Annotated in this window: 29 protein-coding genes; 12 read left to right on the top strand and 17 right to left on the bottom strand. The window is 61.6% G+C overall.

The genetic code is table 11. The features are described 5' to 3' along the window. The first annotated feature begins 5 nt into the window (after positions 1–5). Together accC and aat are read left to right on the top strand one after the other, a co-directional pair. Positions 6–1,349: an acetyl-CoA carboxylase biotin carboxylase subunit gene (gene accC / locus A9K65_RS19145; RefSeq protein ID WP_013531357.1), complete on the top strand. Its 1,344-nt coding sequence runs from the start codon at positions 6–8 to the stop codon at positions 1,347–1,349. A 12-nt stretch (positions 1,350–1,361) separates the two neighbouring features. Continuing rightward, positions 1,362–1,979: a leucyl/phenylalanyl-tRNA--protein transferase gene (gene aat, locus A9K65_RS19140; protein ID WP_024503883.1), complete on the top strand. Its 618-nt coding sequence runs from the start codon at positions 1,362–1,364 to the stop codon at positions 1,977–1,979. 9 nt (positions 1,980–1,988) lie between these two features. Here aat and A9K65_RS19135 read toward each other — a convergent pair whose 3' ends face one another. The 3 genes from A9K65_RS19135 to A9K65_RS19125 form a co-directional block, all read right to left on the bottom strand. Beyond that, positions 1,989–2,375 carry a hypothetical protein gene (locus A9K65_RS19135; protein ID WP_024503882.1) on the bottom strand — a complete coding sequence of 129 codons (387 nt, stop codon included), beginning with the start codon at positions 2,373–2,375 and terminating at the stop codon, positions 1,989–1,991. Between the two features lie 75 nt (positions 2,376–2,450). Beyond that, positions 2,451–3,041 carry a DUF2155 domain-containing protein gene (locus tag A9K65_RS19130; protein WP_064993635.1) on the bottom strand — a complete coding sequence of 197 codons (591 nt, stop codon included), beginning with the start codon at positions 3,039–3,041 and terminating at the stop codon, positions 2,451–2,453. Between the two features lie 123 nt (positions 3,042–3,164). Next, positions 3,165–3,563: an NADH:ubiquinone oxidoreductase subunit NDUFA12 gene (locus A9K65_RS19125; protein WP_064993636.1), complete on the bottom strand. Its 399-nt coding sequence runs from the start codon at positions 3,561–3,563 to the stop codon at positions 3,165–3,167. A gap of 255 nt (positions 3,564–3,818) precedes the next feature. On the opposite strand from A9K65_RS19125, the gene panB reads away from it, so the two are divergent. Then, positions 3,819–4,634, top strand: coding sequence for a 3-methyl-2-oxobutanoate hydroxymethyltransferase (gene panB, locus A9K65_RS19120; protein WP_198327644.1), 816 nt, complete (start codon positions 3,819–3,821; stop codon positions 4,632–4,634). Further along, entirely contained in the window at positions 4,631–5,482 is an 852-nt protein-coding gene (gene panC / locus A9K65_RS19115; protein ID WP_064993638.1) for a pantoate--beta-alanine ligase, read from the top strand. Before panB ends, panC begins: the two co-directional genes overlap by 4 nt. A gap of 37 nt (positions 5,483–5,519) precedes the next feature. On the opposite strand, the gene A9K65_RS19110 is transcribed toward panC, so the two are convergent. The 4 genes from A9K65_RS19110 to gatB all read right to left on the bottom strand — a co-directional run bounded on the left by A9K65_RS19110 (position 5,520) and on the right by gatB (position 8,811). Continuing rightward, positions 5,520–5,936 (bottom strand): hypothetical protein, encoded by a 417-nt coding sequence (locus tag A9K65_RS19110; RefSeq protein WP_084015770.1) that lies wholly within the window; start codon positions 5,934–5,936, stop codon positions 5,520–5,522. A 27-nt stretch (positions 5,937–5,963) separates the two neighbouring features. Next, on the bottom strand, positions 5,964–6,662 hold the full coding sequence (locus tag A9K65_RS19105) for an AIM24 family protein (protein ID WP_064993639.1): 699 nt from the start codon (positions 6,660–6,662) through the stop codon (positions 5,964–5,966). A 150-nt stretch (positions 6,663–6,812) separates the two neighbouring features. Further along, positions 6,813–7,307: a GNAT family N-acetyltransferase gene (locus tag A9K65_RS19100; protein WP_064993640.1), complete on the bottom strand. Its 495-nt coding sequence runs from the start codon at positions 7,305–7,307 to the stop codon at positions 6,813–6,815. Positions 7,308–7,311: 4 nt separating this feature from the next. Then, entirely contained in the window at positions 7,312–8,811 is a 1,500-nt protein-coding gene (gatB, locus tag A9K65_RS19095; RefSeq protein ID WP_063172302.1) for an Asp-tRNA(Asn)/Glu-tRNA(Gln) amidotransferase subunit GatB, read from the bottom strand. 410 nt (positions 8,812–9,221) lie between these two features. Between gatB and A9K65_RS19085 the strand changes: the two genes are divergently transcribed. Further along, a complete protein-coding gene (locus A9K65_RS19085; RefSeq protein WP_032899321.1) occupies positions 9,222–9,467 on the top strand; it encodes a YjhX family toxin in 246 nt (81 codons plus the stop codon). Positions 9,468–9,514: 47 nt separating this feature from the next. Here A9K65_RS19085 and A9K65_RS19080 read toward each other — a convergent pair whose 3' ends face one another. Both A9K65_RS19080 and A9K65_RS19075 read right to left on the bottom strand, forming a co-directional pair. Then, positions 9,515–9,946 (bottom strand): CBS domain-containing protein, encoded by a 432-nt coding sequence (locus tag A9K65_RS19080; RefSeq protein ID WP_013531344.1) that lies wholly within the window; start codon positions 9,944–9,946, stop codon positions 9,515–9,517. 87 nt (positions 9,947–10,033) lie between these two features. Next, entirely contained in the window at positions 10,034–10,792 is a 759-nt protein-coding gene (locus tag A9K65_RS19075; protein WP_064993641.1) for a rhomboid family intramembrane serine protease, read from the bottom strand. 388 nt (positions 10,793–11,180) lie between these two features. Here A9K65_RS19075 and A9K65_RS19070 point away from each other — a divergent pair, with 388 nt between their 5' ends. The 3 genes from A9K65_RS19070 to A9K65_RS19060 all read left to right on the top strand — a co-directional run bounded on the left by A9K65_RS19070 (position 11,181) and on the right by A9K65_RS19060 (position 13,464). Beyond that, positions 11,181–11,813, top strand: coding sequence for a PAS domain-containing protein (locus tag A9K65_RS19070; RefSeq protein ID WP_024503876.1), 633 nt, complete (start codon positions 11,181–11,183; stop codon positions 11,811–11,813). A 183-nt stretch (positions 11,814–11,996) separates the two neighbouring features. Next, positions 11,997–12,614: a PilZ domain-containing protein gene (locus A9K65_RS19065; RefSeq protein ID WP_013531341.1), complete on the top strand. Its 618-nt coding sequence runs from the start codon at positions 11,997–11,999 to the stop codon at positions 12,612–12,614. 241 nt (positions 12,615–12,855) lie between these two features. Continuing rightward, a complete protein-coding gene (locus tag A9K65_RS19060; protein WP_013531340.1) occupies positions 12,856–13,464 on the top strand; it encodes a transglutaminase-like cysteine peptidase in 609 nt (202 codons plus the stop codon). 188 nt (positions 13,465–13,652) lie between these two features. On the opposite strand, the gene A9K65_RS19055 is transcribed toward A9K65_RS19060, so the two are convergent. Further along, positions 13,653–14,312: a DUF2726 domain-containing protein gene (locus tag A9K65_RS19055; RefSeq protein WP_027160404.1), complete on the bottom strand. Its 660-nt coding sequence runs from the start codon at positions 14,310–14,312 to the stop codon at positions 13,653–13,655. Positions 14,313–14,484: 172 nt separating this feature from the next. On the opposite strand from A9K65_RS19055, the gene A9K65_RS19050 reads away from it, so the two are divergent. Further along, the gene (locus A9K65_RS19050; RefSeq protein WP_027160405.1) at positions 14,485–15,033 is read left to right on the top strand and encodes an ankyrin repeat domain-containing protein; all 549 of its coding nucleotides are present in this window, start codon (positions 14,485–14,487) and stop codon (positions 15,031–15,033) included. A 48-nt stretch (positions 15,034–15,081) separates the two neighbouring features. Here the strand turns inward: A9K65_RS19050 and A9K65_RS19045 are convergent, their stop codons facing one another. Next, a complete protein-coding gene (locus A9K65_RS19045; RefSeq protein ID WP_027160406.1) occupies positions 15,082–15,609 on the bottom strand; it encodes a gamma carbonic anhydrase family protein in 528 nt (175 codons plus the stop codon). Between the two features lie 19 nt (positions 15,610–15,628). Next, a complete protein-coding gene (locus A9K65_RS19040; RefSeq protein WP_013531336.1) occupies positions 15,629–15,970 on the bottom strand; it encodes a hypothetical protein in 342 nt (113 codons plus the stop codon). A gap of 125 nt (positions 15,971–16,095) precedes the next feature. On the opposite strand from A9K65_RS19040, the gene A9K65_RS19035 reads away from it, so the two are divergent. Further along, positions 16,096–16,821, top strand: coding sequence for a hypothetical protein (locus tag A9K65_RS19035; RefSeq protein ID WP_064993642.1), 726 nt, complete (start codon positions 16,096–16,098; stop codon positions 16,819–16,821). 62 nt (positions 16,822–16,883) lie between these two features. On the opposite strand, the gene A9K65_RS19030 is transcribed toward A9K65_RS19035, so the two are convergent. Both A9K65_RS19030 and cysE read right to left on the bottom strand, forming a co-directional pair. After that, the gene (locus A9K65_RS19030; protein ID WP_013531334.1) at positions 16,884–17,087 is read right to left on the bottom strand and encodes a DUF3126 family protein; all 204 of its coding nucleotides are present in this window, start codon (positions 17,085–17,087) and stop codon (positions 16,884–16,886) included. A gap of 311 nt (positions 17,088–17,398) precedes the next feature. Further along, positions 17,399–18,247, bottom strand: a complete 849-nt coding sequence (gene cysE, locus A9K65_RS19025) for a serine O-acetyltransferase (protein ID WP_013531333.1) — start codon at positions 18,245–18,247, stop codon at positions 17,399–17,401. Between the two features lie 156 nt (positions 18,248–18,403). Here cysE and A9K65_RS19020 point away from each other — a divergent pair, with 156 nt between their 5' ends. Then, positions 18,404–19,006, top strand: coding sequence for a hypothetical protein (locus A9K65_RS19020; protein WP_013531332.1), 603 nt, complete (start codon positions 18,404–18,406; stop codon positions 19,004–19,006). An 85-nt stretch (positions 19,007–19,091) separates the two neighbouring features. Here A9K65_RS19020 and A9K65_RS19015 read toward each other — a convergent pair whose 3' ends face one another. Genes A9K65_RS19015 through A9K65_RS19005 form a run of 3 tightly spaced genes read right to left on the bottom strand, consistent with a single transcriptional unit; the run spans position 19,092 to position 21,040 of the window. Further along, positions 19,092–19,859, bottom strand: coding sequence for an alpha/beta hydrolase (locus A9K65_RS19015; RefSeq protein WP_064993643.1), 768 nt, complete (start codon positions 19,857–19,859; stop codon positions 19,092–19,094). 20 nt (positions 19,860–19,879) lie between these two features. Further along, positions 19,880–20,440 (bottom strand): DUF192 domain-containing protein, encoded by a 561-nt coding sequence (locus tag A9K65_RS19010; RefSeq protein WP_064993644.1) that lies wholly within the window; start codon positions 20,438–20,440, stop codon positions 19,880–19,882. Positions 20,441–20,464: 24 nt separating this feature from the next. Beyond that, entirely contained in the window at positions 20,465–21,040 is a 576-nt protein-coding gene (locus A9K65_RS19005) for a cold-shock protein (RefSeq protein ID WP_174564974.1), read from the bottom strand. 236 nt (positions 21,041–21,276) lie between these two features. Between A9K65_RS19005 and gloA the strand changes: the two genes are divergently transcribed. Then, positions 21,277–21,717: a lactoylglutathione lyase gene (gene gloA / locus A9K65_RS19000; RefSeq protein ID WP_064993645.1), complete on the top strand. Its 441-nt coding sequence runs from the start codon at positions 21,277–21,279 to the stop codon at positions 21,715–21,717. The last annotated feature ends 22 nt before the right edge of the window (positions 21,718–21,739 follow it).

The raw sequence follows: 21,739 nt of genomic DNA, 5'->3' as shown, positions 1-21,739 counted from the left end.
GCCTGATGTTTCAGAAGATCCTCATCGCCAATCGCGGCGAAATCGCCCTCCGGGTACTGCGCGCCTGCAAGGAACTCGGCATCCAGACGGTGGTGGTGCATTCGACCGCCGATGCCGACGCCATGCATGTGCGGCTCGCGGACGAGAGCGTCTGCATCGGTCCGCCGCCATCGCGCGACAGCTATCTCAACATCCATCAGATCGTTGCGGCCTGCGAAATCACCGGCGCCGACGCCGTGCATCCGGGCTACGGCTTCCTGTCGGAGAACGCCAAGTTCGCCGACATACTGGCCGCGCACAACATCACCTTCATCGGTCCGTCCGGCGATCATATCCGCATCATGGGCGACAAGATCGAGGCCAAGCGAACCGCCAAGCGCCTCGGCATTCCGGTTGTGCCCGGTTCGGACGGCGCCGTCACCGACCAAAAAGAAGCCAGGCGCATTGCCGCCGAGATCGGCTATCCCGTGATCATCAAGGCATCGGCCGGTGGTGGCGGGCGCGGTATGAAGGTAGCGCTTACCGAGGCCGACCTTGAGGTTGCCTTGCAAACGGCGAGCACGGAAGCCGGTGCGGCCTTCGGCGACGATGCGGTCTACATCGAGAAATACCTGGAAAAGCCGCGCCATATCGAGGTGCAGGTGTTCGGCGACGGCTTTGGCCGCGGCGTGCATTTCGGCGAGCGCGACTGTTCCTTGCAGCGCCGCCACCAGAAAGTCTGGGAAGAGGCGCCCTCGCCGGCCCTCAATGCCGAAGAGCGCGCCCGTATCGGCGGCATCTGCGCCAAGGCGATTGCCGACCTCGGCTATTCCGGCGCCGGCACGATCGAGTTCCTCTACGAAAATGGCGAGTTCTATTTCATCGAGATGAACACGCGCCTGCAGGTCGAGCATCCGGTGACGGAAGCGATCACCGGCATCGATCTCGTGCATGAGCAGATCCGCGTCGCTTCCGGCGGCGGCCTCTCGGTGAAGCAGGAGGACATCAAGTTCAACGGCCACGCCATCGAATGCCGCATCAACGCCGAGGACCCACGCACCTTCACCCCCTCGCCCGGTACGATCACCCATTTCCACACACCGGGTGGTCTGGGCATCCGCGTCGATTCCGGCGTCTATTCCGGCTACAAGATCCCGCCCTATTACGACAGCCTGATCGGCAAGCTGATTGTACATGGGCGTAACCGCGTCGAGTGCATGATGCGCCTGCGCCGCGCCCTGGACGAGTTCGTCGTCGACGGTATCAAGACGACGCTGCCGCTGTTTCGCGATCTCGTCGGCAATGCCGACATCGCCAATGGCGATTATGACATCCACTGGCTGGAAAAATACCTGGCCAAGGAAGAGTAGCGCGGAGACGCGATGACCCGCCCCTACGCGCCCGGCTATCGCATCCCCACCGACCTGCTGCTCAAGGCCTACGCCTCGGGCGTCTTCCCAATGGCAGAAAGTGCCGGCGACCCGGAGGTGTTCTGGGTGCGGCCGGAGACACGCGGCATCATCCCGCTTGACGGCTTTCACACGCCGAAAAGTCTCTGGAAAACGATCAAGAAACATCCCTTCGACATCCGTTTCGATTTCGATTTCGAGGCGACCATCGACGGCTGCGCCGAAAAGCGCGCGGAGCGGCGCTCGACCTGGATCAATGCGCCGATCCGCGAAGCCTATATCGAGTTGCATCGGATAGGCCATTGTCATTCGGTCGAGGCGTGGCGTGAGGACCGGCTGGTCGGCGGCCTCTATGGCGTGTCGCTCGGCCGGGTGTTTTTTGGCGAGAGCATGTTCGCCAGGGAGACGGACGCTTCCAAGACCTGCCTCTTCTACCTCGTCGAGCGCTTGAAGGCGCGGGGCTTTGCTCTGCTTGATACGCAGTTCACCACCGAGCACCTCAAGCGGTTCGGCGCGGTCGACGTGCCGCGCGGCAAGTATGAGAAGATGCTCGCCGATGCGTTGAAGGGCGAGGCAATATTCTATCCCTGAGGATTGAGCCTACTTCCCGGTAGCGGCTTCCAATGGCGTCTGCGAATGGAACATCATCTTCCAGCCGTTGGCGCGATGGACGTAGCCGGTGCTGACCAGCGCGGCATAAGCCTCGCCATTCTCCCGTGTCGCACGCGCCTCGTAAGTCAGCATGATGATGTCGCTGCCCGGCTCGATAATGCCCTTGAGATCCATCTGCAGGTTGCGCCAGCGGTTGGGCTTGGCCGCGGTCTTGGCCAGATCCGCATTGTCCATCGCCTGTGCCATCTGCGGAAATGCCACCAGGCATTCGGTGTCGGCGTTGGCCGCGTAGTAGGCGGAGTCGCCCGTCCAGAATCCCTTTTCGAGTTCCAGCAATTCGGCCTTGCTAGCCGTGATCCGTTTGCTGTCTGACATCGGAAGATCCTCCTTGCGCATGAATGTGCGCTCGTCCGTGGCCCAACGCATTGTGGCCAGGACGGTTCCGGGGGATCAGTTGGTGTCGGTAGTATCGGGTTCCGAAGCGTCCGGCTCCGCCACATCAGGCGTTGTGACGTCCGGAGTGGTCGCGGCTTCCGGTTTGGCTGCGGCGGGCTTGGGAGCCTCCGTTTTGGTTGCGTCAGCCTTGGCTCCGTCGGGCGCCGGCACATCCGACTTCTGCTTGCAGGCCTTCAGCCAGACGTCGTAGACGGCATGCTCGACGGCGTTGAGGCCGGGGCTTTCGGCAAACATCCAGCCGGTGAAGATGCGGCGGATCTTGCGGTCGAGCGTGATCTCGTCGACCTCGACGAAGGAATCGGTCTTCGGCGCCTCCGCCTGCGGCCGCGAATAGCAGACGCGCGGCGTCACCTGCAAAGCGCCGAACTGCACCGTCTCGTCGATATAGACATCGAAGGTGATGATCCGGCCGGTGATCTTGTCGATACCGGCAAACTCGGCAACGGCATTGGTAACCCGGTCCGCTCCCGCGGGCGGCGCCGGCGCGGGTGCCGCGGGCTCAGGCGAAGCGGCGAAGGCCACGGTGCTGACGGCAAGACCGGCGGCTAGCGCCAGACTGGCCGATATTGAGTAAGAAAAGCTCATGCAAAGATACCGGTGGTTCGCGCCCGGGTGATTCTGTCGATCGCCAAGGCTAGTCGCCGTTTTCTGATCAGCAAGCAGCTAAACACCAATTGTGGCGATAAAGGACCGGCTTGCACCCTGTCGCTACGACCCGGGTGTCCAGGCATCGTAGTCGCCGGTGACCTGCGGGCGATGCTGATTGGTGAGCACCGAGCCCTTCGGGCGATAGGCCGCCGGGCTGCCGGTCAGATTGGGCTGATGCGGCTTCTGCCAGTCGCGTGGCTTGTAGTCCTCGCTGGACGGCGCGACGTCGACACGGTGGTGCATCCAGCCGTGCCAGCCGGGCGGTATCGCCGAAGCTTCCGAATAATTGCGGTAGATGACCCAGCGGCGCATGCGGCCTTCCGAATCGATGCCGCCTTCGTAGTAAAAATTGCCGGTCTCGTCCTGGCCGACCTTCTTGCCATACCGCCACGTGTGCAGGCGGGTTCCTATCGTCTGGCTGTTCCACCAGGTGAAAAACTGCGTAAGGAAAGTCTTCATCTCAAAACCCTCGCGCCAGCAGCGCCCGTTTCCTGCTTATGGCGTCAGGCCTTGCCGAAGGCAAGGCTTTTGCCACGGCGTGTGCGCAAATGGCTTTCCTGAAACCCGACACAAGCCGGTGATCCTGCCGGTGGCTGCATGCACGCTTGCCAAGCCTTTGCGGTGTTTCTAAAGCTCTGCGCGCCCATGCTTGTATCCAGCCCGGCTTGAGGCCAAAGGAGGTGACGATTGGCCACGGAATTGCCGACCACCGACATGCGCATCAGCGCCGAGGCGATTCGCCACCGCAAGGGCGGCACGCCGATCGTTTGCCTGACCGCCTACACCTATCCCATCGCCCGTCTGCTTGATCACCATGTCGATCTGCTTCTGGTCGGTGACAGTGTCGCCATGGTCCTCCATGGCCACAAGACGACACTGGGTGCCTCGCTGGAGATGATGATCGCGCATGGGCAAGCCGTGATGCGCGGCTCGGCCAGTGCCTGCGTCGTCATCGACCTGCCGGCTGGCAGCTATGAGGTCACGGCAGCACTTGCCGTCGCCTCGGCGCGGCGGGTCGTCGACGAAACCGGCTGCCAGGCGGTGAAGCTCGAAGGCGGCGTCGACATGGTTAGCCAGATCGCGGCCATCGTCGCCGCCGGCATTCCGGTCATGGGGCATATCGGCCTCCAGCCGCAATCGGTCGAGAAGGACGGCGGCTACAAGATCAAAGGCCGCACCGAGGGGGCTGTTGCGGCATTGCTTCGCGATGCGCTCGCCGTCGAGAACGCCGGGGCTTTCTCGGTGGTCATCGAAGGCACGGTCGAGAGGGTCGCCGCCGATATCAGCCGCCGCCTCGCCATTCCAACCATCGGCATCGGCGCCAGCGGCGACTGCGACGGCCAGATCCTGGTCATCGACGACATGGTCGGGCTGACCGTCGATCGCGTGCCGAAATTCGTCAAGGAATACGCCGACCTGCGCAGCGCGATCTCGCATGCCGCAAAGAGCTATGCAGCAGAAGTGCGAAACCGGACCTTCCCGGGCCCCGGCCATGTCTTTTCGGCGACAAACAGCAGGGATGACGCATGAGCCAACCCGTCGTCGTCGACAGCGTTGCCGCACTTCGCACGCAAATCCATGACTGGCGCCGTGACGGCCTTCGTGTCGCCATGGTGCCGACTATGGGCGCTTTGCACGACGGGCACATCTCGCTGGTCAGGATCGCGCTCGAAAGAGCCGAGCGCTGCGTCGTGTCGATCTTCGTCAACCCGACACAGTTCGCGCCGAGCGAAGACCTCGACAAGTACCCGCGCCAACTCGCCCGCGATCTCGACCGGCTCGGCGCGGCAAAGGCCGACCTTGCTTTCACACCGACGGTTGGCGAGATGTATCCCGCCGGCTTCGCGACGAAAATCTCGGTCGGCGGCCCCTCCGCCGGGCTCGAATCGGACTTTCGGCCGACCTTTTTCGACGGCGTCGCCACCGTGGTGGCAAAGCTCCTCCTGCAGGCAACGCCCGACTTTGCGGTCTTCGGCGAGAAGGACTACCAGCAGCTTTGCGTGGTGAGACAGCTCTGCGGCGATCTCGACCTGCCCGTCGAGGTCGTCGGCGCCCCGACGATACGCGACGCGCATGGTCTCGCCATGTCGTCACGCAACGCCTATCTCGATGAGGCCGAACTGAAGGTCGCCCGCCAACTCAACGTGATATTGCGCAAAACGGCTGCGGCCCTGGCGGCAGTCGCCCACCAAACCGACGCAACCGAAGAGGCCAGCCGCGACCTCATCGCCGCCGGTTTCCAGAAGGTCGACTATGTCGAGGCACGCGAAAGCCTGACGCTTGCGCCATGGCGTCGAAACCGCGAAGGGCGTCTTCTCGCAGCGGCGTGGCTCGGCGAGACCAGGCTAATCGACAATGTGCAGGTTCCCGCTGCCTAGCGAAGGCTCGATCCGCCGCGGCGGATTGCTGCCGCGCCTAGCTCTCGCTCTTTTGCCGGCCGGCCCTGACGATCAGGTGTCCCGCGACGATCCCAACCACCCCGGCAAAGGCTTTCACCAATGCATCGATGAGGCGTGCATGGCGACCGGGATCAATGAGCTGAAGCAGTTCCAGCATGCCGGCGATCACAGCCACAAAGATCACCACTTGATACAGTCGGTTGGGGAAGCCGACCGCCAGGGCGAAGCCCAGCAGGACATAAGCCATGGCACGCTCGATATTTGCTTCAGCGAGATGCGGCCGCATCTGGATCGGCGACAAGGTCGCGAAAATGATGATGGCGAGCAGCGCCAGCGCCGCAGTGCGGAACAATTTGGTCATGGCCCTTGCATATCCGTGGTGAGCCGGCACGGCAAACGCCGCGATGACGCATGGCCGGGTCGCGGCCGCCATTGCTGCCCGCCAGTGGCCTTCGCCGAACTATTCCTCCGTCGGCATATGCAGATACATCGACTGGATGCCGACACGGCCCGGTCCGGTGAATCGGTTGACGATGAAATTCATGTTGGCGCCGAAGAAGCCGCTCGACAGGCGATCGATCTTGGTCTCCATCCTGACCGAGGCATCCTTGAACAGCCAGCCGCCTGGTTCGATGTCGATGGTTTCGCCGGCGGCGAGCGTCTTTTCGAAGACGTTGCCATAGCCGTGCAGCCAGACGATGCCATCGCCGGAATCACCGCGAAAGCGGTCGATGAAAAAGCCGCTCTGGCCGAACAGCATCGTCGCCAGGCCGCGCACCCGTTCGAAGGTGTAGTCGACATTGCCGGTGGCGGCGAGAAACTGGTGCTCGCGCACCTGGATCTCTTCGCCGTGCCTGAGATGGATCGGCACGATGTGGCCCGGCCCATCGCGGCTGAAGGCAATGATGCCCGCCCCCGACGCCTCGGCGACGAAGATCTGCATGCCGGCCATCATCCGCTTCAGCGCGCCCTTCAGCGATTTCAGGCCGATGGTGATGGTGGAATTCTTCCACAAAAGGATGTGGTGCTCGAAATAGACCGGCATGCGCGTGACATCGACCGAAAGCACCGGCACCAGCTCGCCCGCTATATGATAGGTGACGCCGCCAAAGGTCTCGTCCGACACCTGTGTCGGCTTCAGTTCCGGCAAGCTTGGCATGACGATTCCCCAAGCTGCCTCGCATGCCACCGGTCAAACACCGATCATGGCTGGGGTCAGCGGCCGCAGCTTTGCGCTCGATATTTGCGCCGTCAAATGAAAGCCGTGTGCTCGAGGGTCCACTCGCAACAACGTGATGCAATCGAGCGCTCAGGCGGTCAGCATCCGCTCAAGAATCAACGCAGCAATACCGGACTGCGCCGGCCCATAATTGTCGGCCCGGCCAATCTCGGCAAAGCCGTTGGCCAGATAGAAGGCGACCGCACGCTTGTTCTGCTCCACGACCTCGCTGCGTAGAGAGCGGGCTTCCGGAAAATTCTCGATCACCTCATCGAGCAACATCCCGCCGATGCCCCGGCCTTGCAGGTCGGGTGCGACATGGAGCTGTTGCAGGTCGACCACGGTGCCGCCTTCGACGCTTTCGGCATAGGCGACGCCGCCGATGCGCTTGCCGTCGTCGGCGACCAGGAATTCGGCATTCGGCCGCTCAAGGCTAGCTCTCAATTTCGCCGGCGAACACCAATCCTCGATGACCCGGTCGATCCGATCAGGGCCATAGACCGCGTCATAGGTCGTGTGCCAGGTTTCGACCAGCAGCGCCCGGATGGCCGTCAGATCACGTTCACCTGCGGTGCGGACAAACACCGCGCTACTCGATGCCCAGCTTGGTCTTGACGAGGTCGTTGACCGCTTGTGGATTGGCCTTGCCGCCGGTCACCTTCATCACCTGGCCAACGAACCAACCGGCCATGCTCGGCTTGGCGCGCGCCTGTTCGACCTTGTCGGGGTTGGCTGCGATCACCTCGTCTACGGCCTTCTCGATGGCGCCGGTGTCGGTGACCTGCTTCATGCCACGGCTCTCGACCAGCTGGCGCGGATCGCCGCCCTCATTCCAGACGATCTCGAACAGGTCCTTGGCGATCTTGCCGGAAATGGTGCCGTCCTTGATCAGATCGATGACCGCGCCAAGCTGCTCGGGGGAAACCGGAGCGTTTTCAATGTCTTTTCCGGCCTTGTTCAATTGCCCGAGCAGATCGTTGATGACCCAGTTGGCGGCGAGCTTGCCGTCGCGGCCGGCGGCCACCTTCTCGAAATAGTCGGCGATCGGCTTTTCCGAAACCAGGATCGAGGCGTCATAGGCCGACAGGCCGAGCGACGCGATCAGCCGCGCCTTCTTGTCGTCTGGCAGTTCCGGCAATTCCTTGGCCAGCGCATCGACATAGGCCTGGTCGAATTCCAGCGGCAAGAGGTCCGGATCGGGGAAGTAGCGGTAATCATGCGCCTCTTCCTTGGAGCGCATCGAACGCGTCTCGCCCTTGGCGGCGTCGAACAGCCGCGTCTCCTGCTCGATCTTGCCGCCATCCTCGAGAATGGCGATCTGCCGGCGCGCCTCGTAGTCGATGGCCTGGCCGATGAAGCGGATCGAGTTGACGTTCTTGATCTCGCAGCGCGTGCCGAACTCGCCGCCCGGCTTGCGCACCGAAACGTTGACGTCGGCGCGCATCGAACCTTCGTCCATGTTGCCGTCGCAGGTGCCGAGATAGCGCACGATGGTACGCAGCTTGGTGACATAAGCCTTGGCTTCGTCGGCCGAGCGCATGTCGGGCTTGGAGACGATCTCCATCAGCGCCACGCCGGAGCGGTTGAGATCGACATAGGACATGGTCACATGCTGGTCGTGCATCGACTTTCCGGCATCCTGCTCCAGATGCAGCCGCTCGATGCCGACCTCGATGTCCTCGAATTCGCCCTGACGATCGGGGCCAACGGAAACGATCACCGTGCCCTCGCCGACGATCGGCTGCTTGAACTGCGAGATCTGGTAGCCCTGCGGCAGGTCTGGATAGAAGTAGTTCTTCCGATCGAAGACCGACTTGTGGTTGATCTGCGCTTTCAGCCCAAGGCCGGTGCGGATCGCCTGCTTGACGCATTCCTCGTTGATGACCGGCAGCATGCCGGGCATCGCCGCATCGACCAGGCTGACATTGGCGTTGGGCGCCGCGCCGAAAGCGGTCGAGGCGCCGGAAAACAGCTTTGCTTCCGATGTAATCTGGGCATGGACCTCGAGGCCGATGATGATCTCCCAGTCGCCGGTGGCACCGGAAACAAGGCGCTTGGCGTCGGGAGTGCGGGTGTCGATGAGGGACATGGTGGCCTGCGTATTGGAACTGCGGATAATGCGTTTCGCACACTTTGGTGTGCAACTTCGCTAGTGCAAACCGCCAAAAGAGACAAGCGCCCAAAAAACACAAGCGCAAAGCCGCGGACTGGCCTTTTCAGCCGCGTTCGCCTATAGGAGGTCCATTCCAATGGAGAGTGGATGTCCACTTACGCTCAGTCCCGGTAAGGCCCTGACCTCCTGGCGAGGCAGGGCAGAAAACCTGAAACCCCGTGCCGCGAAGCTTCACGGCGGCGGCATTTTTTGTTTTCCCGAAAACTCTCACATGGATATTTCGCGCAGCGCATGACCCCGAAAATCGGTATCGATTTTCGGAAAGGATCATGCGCCAAATCATAAGTGCCACAGCGTCCTTTGCGCGTCCAAGAGGACGCGCGGCGCTGTGGAAACAGCGCATCCTGCACCTGCTCGCGCAGGGCGGACGCATTGAAATCGAAAAGAACGAGAAGAAACGGATCGCCTCCGTCAAATGCCTGACCCGCGACGGCTGGCATTATCCGGGCGTCGATCTCGAGCTGTTTCGAAAACTGAAGCGGAAGAAGGCTGTTTCTTCGTCTGACGGTGGACCCTACCGCATCACCCGGCGCGGGCTCGCACTCGTCCGCTCCGAACTCGACAACAGGTGACCACGGCTCCGCCGGTCGGTTCTCCGGCCGGCGGTTCGCCTCACCGCTCAGGCGGTGGCGATGTAGGCTCTGATCTCGTCGGCCTCGCGCTCGACATCCTCGATGCGGCGCTTGACCACGTCGCCAATGGACACGATGCCATCGAGCATGCCGTCCTTTTCCACCGGCAGATGGCGGAAGCGGCCTCGGGTCATGATCTCCATCACCTCGTTGACGGTGTGGTTTTCGTTGCAGATCTTCACTTTCGGCGTCATCGCCGAACGCACGGGGATATCGAGCGCGGCTCCACCTTCGCGGGCGACAACCCGGACGATGTCGCGCTCTGACAGGATGCCGACGATCTTGCGATCGCCATTGGTGATGACCAGCGCCCCGATCTTGTGCTCTGCCAGGATACGGATGGCTTCGCTAAGCTTTTCGTTCGGCCCGAGCGTCAACACGTCATGGCCTTTTCTCTCGAGAATTGCCTTAACCGTCATGGCGTCCTCCTCTGCTTTGCCTGCCGGTTCCTGCCCTGACCGGCCTTCACGTAAGAGTGAACATCGTGCGCCGTGATCGGTTGCATTTCAAGTGTGGTGGTCGGCCGTCTCCCATTCGGGCGCCTGCCATCTCCTGTCGAACCAGCGCAGGCCGAAGAAGCCGGCGACAAAGCCGCCAATATGGGCCTCCCAGGCGATCTGGCCGTCTACCCCCGGGGCAAAACCGAGCAGGCCGGTGGCGAGATTGATGACCATCCACATGGCAAGGAAAATCACGACACCGCGTAAGCGCAACACGAATGCGATCGGCAGCACCGGGCCGGCGAAGGCGGCCTTGCCGGCCGAACGATCAGTGCGGAAGCCAAAACGCGCCGCAGCCCCCATCATGCCTGATATCGCACCGGAAGCCCCGACCAGCGGCGCCTCACCGTAAGGATGCAGTGCCCAGAAAAGCGCGACCGAAGCCAGCCCGGTTGCGGCAAAGAACAGCGCGAACCACAGCGTTCCCAGACGGTTTGCCAATGGTGAACCAAACGCGGCGAGCCACACCATGTTGATGGCGATATGGGCAAAGCCGCCATGCATGAACGCGTAGGTGAAGGGCCGCGAAAACAGGAACCAGTCGAAGCCGTATTGCCCGGTGTAGAGAACGGGGATGAAGGCCCCGTCATACAGCAATGTCATCTGCTGGGATTCGCTCAACTCATATTGCTGCAACAGATAGACGACGACGCAGATGCCGATCACCGCCAGCACGACGGGCGGCAGGTTGAACACCGGCTCGCGCCGCGGCTCGGGCGCGCCCTCGACCGGGTCGGCTTCCGAGGGAATTACCGGTTCACTCATTTGAAATTGCACTCACTGCGGGATTCCAGGTTCGAGCATCTAGATTAACGCGGACCGAACAGCAAACCGCGAATCATCTGGCGCGAATCAAAAAAGAAGCCGTTCAAGGTTTCCCTTGAACGGCCGGTCGAGCCCCCTGCTCCCCTAAAACTCTGACTGAAGTGCTGCCGATCGTCGCGAAACGACCGCTTCTGGAGTGGTTTTTGTGTGCCACGGGGCTGGCTCAGACGCAACGTAAACCACTTGTTAACCTTAACGACCCCGACCCGTGAACAAGTGTTAACGACGCTGGCACGCTTCCTGCTCCGCAACGCATGTAGGTCCTCGGAGGGCGCCCTTCTGTTCACCGATGGGACATCAGACGACAGATTGCGCGGAGCAGCATAGCATGAACCAGAATGGATCGATCACGCTGTTCCAATATTGGAACCGCCTGCGTGATGGACGCCCCGCCCCGAAGCGTTCGGAGGTCGAACCGGCCGACATCAAGTCGCTGCTGGCCGACACCTTTATCCTGGAACGTGACACGCGCGGACAGGCCGTATTCCGGCTGGCCGGCACAAGGCTTTGCGCCTGCTACGGCCGCGAGCTCAAGGGGTTTTCCTTTCCATCGCTGTGGCGCGAGAAGGACCAGCGGCTCGTCTCGCGCCTGATCCATGGCGTGTTCGAGCAGAAATCGGTCGTGCTCATCAGCTATGAGGGCTTCAGCCGCAACGGGCGCTCCAATAAGTTCGAACTGCTTGCCCTGCCGCTGGACGGCGGCGTCGAAAATCCGCGCTGCCTGGGCGTCATCAGCGCCGTGGAGAAACCCTTCTGGCTGGGTGCCGATCCGATCACCGATGCGTTGATCGATTCAATCCGCGTCATAGATCCGGAGAAGGAGCTTCTGAACAATCGCCCGGCGATCGATGTTCCCTCGCTTGTTCCCGATGAACTTGGGGCACCCGAGACGATCTCGGCGCTCGGCCGGGTGCGTCGCATCCGTCATCTCGTCGTCTTCGATGGCGGGCGCGAGGAATAGTCCGCTGTTTTTTGAGACCTGATGCACGTCGCCCAAAACTGCGCGGCAGTTTTGGCACCACGGCCTGCAAAAAGGAAAACGCTGGAGCGCCCGCTTTTCCCCTTTGTTAACCCGCTTTGTTGTACTTCTCTGATGAAGTTCCTCGCATCGGCGCGCGGGATGCCAAACGGGGTGTAGGCAGTCATGAGGTCAGCGGCGGTCGACTATGCGCCGTCCCAAGCTGAAAGGCGAAACTTTCAGCGCGTCCGGGTTAAAATTTACGGACGCTTCATGCTGGAAGACCGCACCGAACATCCCTGCCAGGTCGTCGACATGTCACCGGGCAATGTCGCGTTTCGCACCGACCGCATCGGCATGCCCGGCGAAAAAATCATCGCCTACATCGATCATATCGGCCGCATCGAAGGCGTCGTCACACGCACCCTGCAGGACGGTTTCGCAATGACCGTCATTGCGTCGGATCGCAAGAAGGACAAGCTGGCCGCGCAATTGACCTGGCTGGCCAACAAGCATGAACTCGACCTGCCGGAAGATCGCCGCCACGAGCGCGTCGCACCGCGCAATCCGACAAGCGTGCTGCAGCTCACCGACGGCCGCCAGTACCAGTGCCGCATCATCGACCTTTCGCTCTCCGGCGCCGCTGTCGAAATCGACGTCAAACCGGCGATCGGCATCCAGGTCATGCTTGGCACCATGCGCGGGCAGGTCGTGCGTCATTTCGAGGACGGCGTCGCCATCGAATTCGCTGTGATCCAGCGTCCCGAAACGCTTGATTCCGAATTCAACACGCCACGCGCCTGAGCAGGCCCGACAGCAACATTCCAGGAACCGGCCCTTGCGGCCGGTTTTTTGTTTCTGGGAGCTTGTTTCTGGGAGCGCTCCGTGCCCGAGGTGGGAGCCTTCAGATCCAAACGAATTAATACTCAAATGATTCAAATTTTACGTTTATTCTATTGGAGTTTTACTCAATATCTACTTCGCGCTTTTGCGTCAAATAAATCCACATGTGGCAATGTCTCCTTCGAACGGGGAGACTACAACAATGAAGAAAACGAGGGGCAAGCTGTTGCTGGCGGCAATGGCGATGCAGCTTTCCGCTTGGGGATCAGCATATGCCGCGGGACCGGCCTATATGCACACCGGCGGACGCACCACCCAGCCTGTTGGTCACTATGAGTTCTGCCAGCGCATTCCCGGCGAATGCAGCGAACGGACCCGCAGGGGTGCGCCGGTCGAACTGACCCGCAAGCTGTGGGCGACGATCGTCAACATCAACAATTCGGTCAACACCCGCATCAAGCCGCGCACCGACATGGAAAACTACGGTGTCGAGGAATATTGGGCCTATCCGGCCAATGGCTATGGCGATTGCGAGGATTACGCGCTGGAAAAGCGCCGCGAGTTGATGGATGCGGGCGTCCCCGCCGGCAATCTGCTGATGACGGTGGCGCGCCAGCCGAATGGCGACGGCCACGCGGTGCTGACCGTGCGCACCAGCCTCGGAGAATTCATCCTCGACAATCTTGAGACCAAGGTCCTGTCCTGGACGGACACCGACTACACCTATCTCAAGCGCCAGTCGGACCAGAATTCCGGCGTTTGGGTGACGATCAATGACGGCCGCTCCGACGCGGTCGCCAGCGTCCGCTAAAACAGAGCTCAAGCGCGCCGCGTGAATGCGAGGCGCTTCAGGAGAAACCCGGTCGAGTCCCCACCCTCCCCGTCCCCAACGACCGGGTGAAAGGAGCCGGCCCCGTCCCCGGGCCGGCTCCGCCATTTCTGGCTATGGCCGTTCGAAAACCAATCAGGTTCCGAGAAATCTGCGTTGCAAAAGGTCAGCTATTGCGGTGCGGTGGGCTTGTCCACCAGCCTCTCAACCAGTCGCCTGAGTTCCGAAGGTGTCGTGTGACCGCCGACGATCTCATGGTAACTGATGCCAGCACGTCGCAGCGCTTCCTTTTTGACCGCATCACGTGCTGCTGCTGTGCCTTGGTGATGCGCATGGCCTTGGTATTCGAGCGCATGTCGAGGCAGACAAGTCTCGTCCACAAGAAGAAGGTCCACTCGTTTCGAGTTGATGCAGCTGTAGGCGTCAGCGTTCGCGCTGCGCAAAATTTCGCCCAGTGACACTTGGGCCATCACCTGCCATCCCGGATTGCAGCTGATCACCATGCGATCAAGTTCCTTGAAGACGCGCACTTCACTCCTGTTGAGGAGCGGTTGAATAGTGAAGCTCGCACCCATGACGATCCGCAACTGGTCAGCAGGATCAGTCGGTTTCGGTGGCGCGGAAACAGGCTTCGGGGCAACCCATAGGCCGCTAAGAATGTCGCCCCCTCTGCGCTCTCTCGCCCAGCGCCTGCTATTGCTCTCCCTCCATGCCTGCCTCCGTTTCCTCGATAGGAGACGTTCCAAGGCCATACCAATGAAGACGCCAGCTAACAGAATGCAAATTAGCGAAAGAATTTGCTGCGTTTGCTCACTGAGCTGGAATGGCATGCCGGAAAGCTACCTCCGCGATGCAGATTATTATTCAGCGATGACTTATATCAGCAATCCGTGAAATGGTATGCGCATCGTCGACCTACTGGACGCATCGGACGACCGCCTTTCCACGCGCAGGGGATCGGGGCAATATAGGCCGTTGGTTTTCGCCTTCTGGAACACGGCGATGTTGGAAATCCCGGAAGATCGATGCGAGCGTCATCGCCTCTTCAAGGCGATCGACGATGCCTTCAAGGCCGGCGACTTCGACGGCCTCGGTCTAGCCTTGGGCGGCTCTTCCCGATGGTTCGACGAGCGCATGCCGTTTGAGTTCGGCCTTGGGCATCCGCTGGAATATGCGATCTATTGGAGCCCCGTCAGCTTCATCTCGATCTTACTGGAGGCGGGCTCGGATCCGAATTATCAGGATCATGGCGGGTTTCCGTCCATCATTGCGGCGCTGTCCACCGATCGCGCCAATAGGCTGGACATCGTGCGGGTGCTGATCGAAGCTGGCGCCGACCCCAACATGCGGGGCGTCAACGACTGGACTCCGCTGCACTATTCGGTGGCCATCCGCAGTGTCGATGCGATCCGCCTGCTTTTGGCGGCGGGCGCCGACCCGGCGCTCGAAACCCGCATCGATGACTACAGGACCGCGATCAAGGAAGCCGAGATTGCCGGCTTTGAAGGCGGTGCTTCCTTGCTGCGCGATGCGATGGCTGGGCGCAACTGACGGACAGTGAGTTGAGGCGCTAAGAAACCAGCAAATGCCAGGCTAGCCTCAAACCTTCTTCAACCCCGCCTTGAAGCGCTTGCCGTTGGCGACATAATGCGCCGCCGAGCCGCGCAACCTTGCCACGGCCGCGTCGTCCAGCACCCTGATCGCCTTGGCGGGCGAGCCGACGATCAGCGAATTGTCCGGGAATTCCTTGCCCTCGGTAACCAGCGCACCGGCGCCGACCAGGCAGTTCCTGCCGATTTTCGCGCCGTTCAGCACGATGGCGCCCATGCCGATCAGGCTGTTGTCGCCGATCGTGCAGCCATGCAGCAAGGCGCGGTGGCCGATCGTGCAGCCTTCGCCGATCGTCAGCGGAAAACCGGGATCGGTGTGCATGACTGTATGTTCCTGCACGTTGGTGTCGGCACCGATGACGATGGGCTCATTGTCGCCGCGGATGACGGCGCCGAACCAGAAGCCGGCATTGCGTCCGACCCTGACGTCGCCGATCAGCGTCGCATCGGGTGCGATCCAGTTCGAGTCCGCATCGGCGAAGCTGGGCTCTGTTCCATCGATCGCATAAAGCGGCATTTCTGGTCTCCGAATCGTCTCAGCCTGGCAGCTCGGACCCTAGGAGACGGACCGACCATGAGGCAATGGCAAGCACGACGACGCCCAGCGCCAAGGTCCACGCAATTGCCGTGCAGCCGCAGGACATCAGCGCCAACGTTGAAATGCGGCGCTGACGCCGGGCATCGATGGCGTCGTTGACCAGCATGAACGGTCCCGCACAGGCCGTGGCGAGCAGCGAGCGCAAGACATGTGACGGCGACACATAGGGTTCGGTGAAGGCGACCTTGCGGCCCGACACCAGTTCCATGGCCGATCCGGCCAGCCCGCAGGCCGTCAACCCGACGGCAAAAGCAAAGAGTGTGAGTTCCAGCGGTCCCATCTTAACTTTCCGTTTACCATGAAATTGCACAGTCGTTCCATGCAGGCTGCAAGAGCCATGCCGTGCGGTGTGTGCCGCCCGGGGACACTGCAGGCGGACGGGCGGCCCGAGATCCGAGGACTGAGATGAAGCAGGCAGCGCTCGCCAACGAACTCACCGTGGTCGATTCCAGGCTGATGAAGCGGGTGCTCTACGGGTTCGCGGCGCTCGCCCTGTTGTCGGTGGCGATCAGCCTTGCCGGCAAATGGTTCGGCCATTCGATCGCCATGGCCGGATACACCGACGACGCAACAGCCCACCAGGTGGTGATCGGCAACAATGTCATCACGGTCCCGGCCAATGCCATCCGTTTCGCCCAGGCCCGGCGCGACGGCATCGCCTCGCGGCTCGACCTCTATCTGCGCTATCCTCAGATGGACGGCTACAGCGAGGCCGCGCGGGATGATTTCAACCATACGGGAACAGCCAAAAGCATCGTCTTCCTGTCCTTCGAACAGCAGATGATGTCGCGTGACATGAGCGGCCGCTTCGCGCCGATCTACAGCGCGCTGATCACCCGACCCGGCACTGCCGGGCCTGGCGGCACGATGATTTATGGTTTCAACGAGAAATCAGGCTATCTGAACGAGGTGCTGGTTGTCGGCAATCGCCCCGGCAAGGAGCCGTTCGTGGCCCGTTGCCTGAGCGGGCCGAGTGCCGACCAATCGCTGGCGCCTTGCGAGCGCGACATCCAGGTCGGCGACGAACTCAGCCTCACCTATCGCTTCCCAAGGGAGTTTCTGGGCGATTGGCAGGCGCTCGATGCGGCAATCGCCACCGAAGCCGGGCGCGTTCTGAAGGCGGGACGTTAAGAACGCTTCAAGGGAACCGGCTGGCCGGCCGCATGAGCCGGCCGACCGCAAGATTTGCTGGCTCAGGCCAGATCGATGTCGAGAATCGCCATCGAAAAATTGTAGTCGCCGTCGTCCTCGTCCTTGAAGACGATGCCGAGGAATTCGTCGCCGACATAGACCTCGGCCGAATCGTCCTTGCGCGGCCGCGCCTTGACCTCGAGCTTGGGGTTTTGGAAGACGCGCTTGAAATAGGCGTCCAGCTTTCTGATTTCGTCCGGCTTCAACAGTCTTCTCCGATCATCGGGCTTGCTCGTTCGAACGCGCTTCTGGCACGTCGACAATGGCGATGTAAAGGCAAGCGGCCTGATTAAGGTCTGTTGATATTCACGTGAGGCCGGCCTGCAAATGGCGGTTTCCTGCGCTTCCCCGTTCTACCGCGTCGCGGTAGAACTGTGCTCACGTACCCAAACGTACGCTCCGCTCCGGTTCTCGGAACCCACCATTTTCGGCTCGGCCTGACCTGAATCTCAAAAGACCTTGGGCGAGAACAATCGCCCATGTCTGCCCACGGCCTCAGGCAGCGGACATATGACAATCAGATGTCGAAACTGACGACCTGATCCATCGTCTGCGACGGCAAAAGCTGGTCCATCTGGCGCGACGGCTGATCGCAGCCGGTCTCGCCGACGACGCGGGCCGGCACGCCGGCAACCGTCTTGTTGTGCGGTACGGGCGACAGCACCACCGAGCCTGCCGCGATCTTCGAGCAATGGCCGATTTCGATGTTGCCGAGGATCTTGGCGCCGGCGCCGATCAGCACGCCGTAGCGGATCTTGGGGTGGCGGTCGCCGCCGGCCTTGCCGGTGCCGCCCAGCGTCACGCCATGCAGGATCGACACGTCATCCTCGATGACCGCGGTCTCGCCGACCACGAGGCCGGTTGCGTGGTCGATGAAGATGCCCTTGCCAATGCGGGCGGCCGGGTTGATGTCGGTCTGGAAGACCGAGGACGAGCGGCTCTGCAGATAGAGCGCGAAATCCTTGCGCCCCTGGTTCCACAGCCAATGCGCCAGCCGATGGGTCTGGATGGCGTGAAACCCCTTGAAATAGAGCACCGGCATGATGAAGCGGTCGCAAGCCGGATCGCGATCGTAATAGGCCTGGATGTCGACACGCACCGTCGTCGGCCACTCCTTGTCGTCGGCCAGCATGGACTTGAAGGTCTGGCGGATGAGATCGGAGCCGATGTCCTGGTGCGCCAGCCGCTCGGCCAGCCGATGAATGACTGCTTCTTCCAGGCTGTCCTGGTTGAGGATGGTCGAATAGAGAAATGCAGCGAGCAGCGGGTCGCGGTTGACAGCCTCCATGGCCTCGTCCCGGATCGAACGCCAGATCGGATCGACCGGCTTCAATGCGCTGTGTCGGGAAATGCTGATGCTGTTCATCGCCGTCTCGTCCTGCGTCCTGCCTGGCCTGCCTGGCCTGCCTGCTGTGCTTGCCTGTTGCCTGGCCGCACATATAAGCCAGATCATAGCACGATTGAACTCAATTTTCCTTAGTGCTTTGTCAAATGGATTTGGTTCGCGGGAATTCAAGCAGCCATGGAAAACGAACCCTTGATCGACGACGCGCTGAAAAGCGAGCTCTCAGGGCTCTACCGAGCACAGGGCCGCCACTACCACAACCTTGCCCATATCGAGGCGATGCTGGCGCTGGCTGGCGACTATCGAAGGTTGCTGGCCGATCCCGAGGCGATCGAAGCGGCGATCTGGTTCCACGATGCCGTCTATGACAGCAAGGCCAAGGACAATGAGGCGCAAAGTGCCGCCCTTGCCGAAAAAAAGCTGGCGGGCCGCGCAGATCCTTCACGTATCAACCGCATCTCGGCAATGATCGTCGCCACCGCCACGCACCAGGTGCCGCCGTTCGACGACGCGACGGCCACACGAGACGCAAGTCTTTTCTTGGATATGGACCTGTCGATCCTGGGTGCCGCACCGGACGCCTTCGACGCCTATGAGCGCGCCGTGCGGCGCGAGTACCACTGGGTGGAGGAGCCGATGTGGCGAGCCGGACGCAGTGCGGTCTTGAAGAGTTTCCTCGCCCGCCCGCATATCTTCCACACGCAAGAGTTTCGCCAGCGCTTCGAACCGCAGGCCCGGGAAAACATCGCGCGATCGCTGGCGGCCCTTGCAAACGGCTAAGGACAATCAGGATAGGCGCCTATCACGATGCCAAGCAGCCTCGTCCCCGACTACGGCACTGCTTCTCGCTGCCCTGGCCCTCCGCTCAGAGCGGATTTTCGGCATAGAACTCCAGCACGCGCTGCTTGAAGGTCTTGTCCCCGACGGCCAGCATATGGTCCCGGCCCTCGATATGAAAAGCGCTGGCGTTCGGCATCAACGCTGCAAGCTCATCGGGCGAGCCGCCTATGTCGTCGGTGGTTCCGACGGCGACCAGCGTCGGCTGGGCGATGCGGGCAACATCCTGCTCGCTCAGCAATTCGCGCGATTTGGCGATGCAAGCCGCCAAGGCACGGCGATCGCTGCGGGTCTGGTCGGCGAAGGCGCGAAACGACCGGCCGCGCGGATGGCTGGTCGCGGCCGGATCTTCGGCAAGCAGCGCGTCGGCAATCGGATCCCAATCGCCGACACCGTCGATCATGCCGATGCCGAGGCCGCCGAAGACCAGCGTCGCCACCTTGTCCGGATCGGACAGCGCCATGAACGCCGCGATGCGCGCGCCCATCGAATAACCCATGACGTGGGCGCGCTCGATGCCGAGATGGTCGAGCAAGGCAGTGGCATCGGAGGCCATCTTGACCGGCGTATAGTCCGCCTCATCATAGCTCTTGGACGACGCGCCGTGGCCGCGATTGTCAAAGGCGATGGCGCGGTAACCGGCATCGTTCAGCGTCTTGAACCAGCCGGGCGACACCCAGTTGACATAGTGGCTCGAAGCGAAGCCGTGGATCATCAGCACCGGATCGCCCTCGCCCGATTCCGGCTGGCGCTCGAGGAAAGCAAGATCGAAGCCGTCATGGGTGAAAGACTGCATCTGCGATCCCGCCTGTGTGCTCAACCGCCACCGCCATTTGGCGCATCGCCATTGTCGGCTGGTGGCATGCCGGGGCCGGACACCGTGCCCACAGCCGGATGGCGCAAAAGGTCGCCATACTCGATGCCGTTCCTGGCGGCAGTGCCTGCCTTGAGCTCAAGCACGAAACGCACCGGTACACCAGGCGAAATGACGGCGTCTGATTGCGGCTCGCCGTGCTTGACCGCCCGGATCTTGCCATCCTGGCCGACAAAAATCAGATCAAGCGGCATCGGGGTGTTGTGCATCCAGAAGCCAACCTGCTGCTGGACCTCGAAGACGAACAGCATGCCGTGGTTGTCCGCCATGTCCCGGCGGTACATCAAGCCAGCCTCGCGCTCGGCGGCGGTGTCGGCGACTTCGATGGAGAAAGAGCGGTCACCGCCTTTCGTCACCACAACCAATGGCGCTGGATCCGCCGGAAGGATCATTGCCCGGCTGTCCGCCGAGGTCGGCTTTTCGGAATAGAAGTAACCACCGGCGGCGGCGATGAAGGCAATCGCGCACATCGCGCCCGCGGTCAGCCAGTTCCTGTAAGCCATTCGAGATCCTCGGCCGGAAACGCCCTAGTGCGAGACCGGCAAGGTCCCCATATCGGGGTGAATTTCGGCGGCCATAAGGCCTTTGTCGCCGCGCCCGAAACGAACCAGCACGACCTGTCCGGGCCGAAGCTCGGTGATACCGTAACGGCGCAAGGTCTCCATATGGACGAAGATGTCCTCGGTACCCTCGCCGCGGGTGAGAAAACCAAACCCCTTGGTGCGGTTGAACCATTTTACCAAGGCGCGTTCGAGACCGCTCTCCGGCGTCACAGCGACATGGGTGCGCTGCTCCTGCATCTCGGCCGGGTGGACCGCGGTGGTGACATCCATGGAGAGCACACGGAAGGCCTGCAATCCGCGCTCGCCATGCTTGACGAGGCAGACCACGCGTGCGCCTTCCAGCGCCGTCTGAAAGCCGTCTCTTCGAAGACATGTCACATGAAGGAGGATGTCGCCCGAGATGCCGTCATCCGGGAGGATGAAACCATAACCCTTGGCCACATCGAACCACTTGATGGCGCCGGCTACTTCGAGCAGATCAGAAGCGTCGCCGCCTTCGTCACGCTGCAAGGCGTCGCCAAGGGTTCCGTCCCGCCCCATGAAAGAGGCCTTTTCCCCCATAAGAATGCCCCCTCTTTTCAAGAACACCGCAACTGATTCTTGCCAACAGATTAACACTGCGGCTTCCGGTGTGTGCAAGACCTGCCGTGCCTTTTTTCACGGTTCATTGGGGCAATACCGGATTTGTTCTTTGCCGGCTGCGCACCGCCGCACGATTGCCCTTTGACAGGGCCGACCCTATGTTGCGCCGCAACGCAATTTATCGAGGAAATCACATGCGCTATCTGCACACCATGATCCGCGTCGCCGACGTCGATGCCTCGCTCGACTTCTACTGCAATAAGCTCGGCCTCAAGGAAGTGCGCCGCTACGAAAACGAGCAGGGCCGCTTCACGCTGATCTTCCTCGCCGCACCGGAAGACGAGGAGAGCGGCATCAATAAAAAGGCACCGCTGGTCGAACTGACCTACAATTGGGATCCCGAAGACTACAAGGGCGGGCGCAATTTCGGCCACCTCGCTTATGAGGTCGACGACATCTACGCCACCTGCCAGCATCTGATGGACAATGGCGTCACCATCAACCGGCCGCCGCGCGACGGCAACATGGCTTTCGTCAAGTCGCCGGACGGCATCTCGATCGAGCTTTTGCAGAAAGGCCCGGCCAAGGCCAAGGCCGAGCCTTGGGCTTCGATGGCGAACACCGGAAGCTGGTAGCCGATCACGCTGTCTTGAGCGG

The organism is Mesorhizobium sp. WSM1497, from assembly GCF_001672455.2.
Taxonomy (GTDB): Bacteria; Pseudomonadota; Alphaproteobacteria; order Rhizobiales; family Rhizobiaceae; genus Mesorhizobium; species Mesorhizobium ciceri.
Note: the sequence above shows the minus strand (reverse complement) of the source record. Positions and strands in the feature narration are given on the sequence as shown.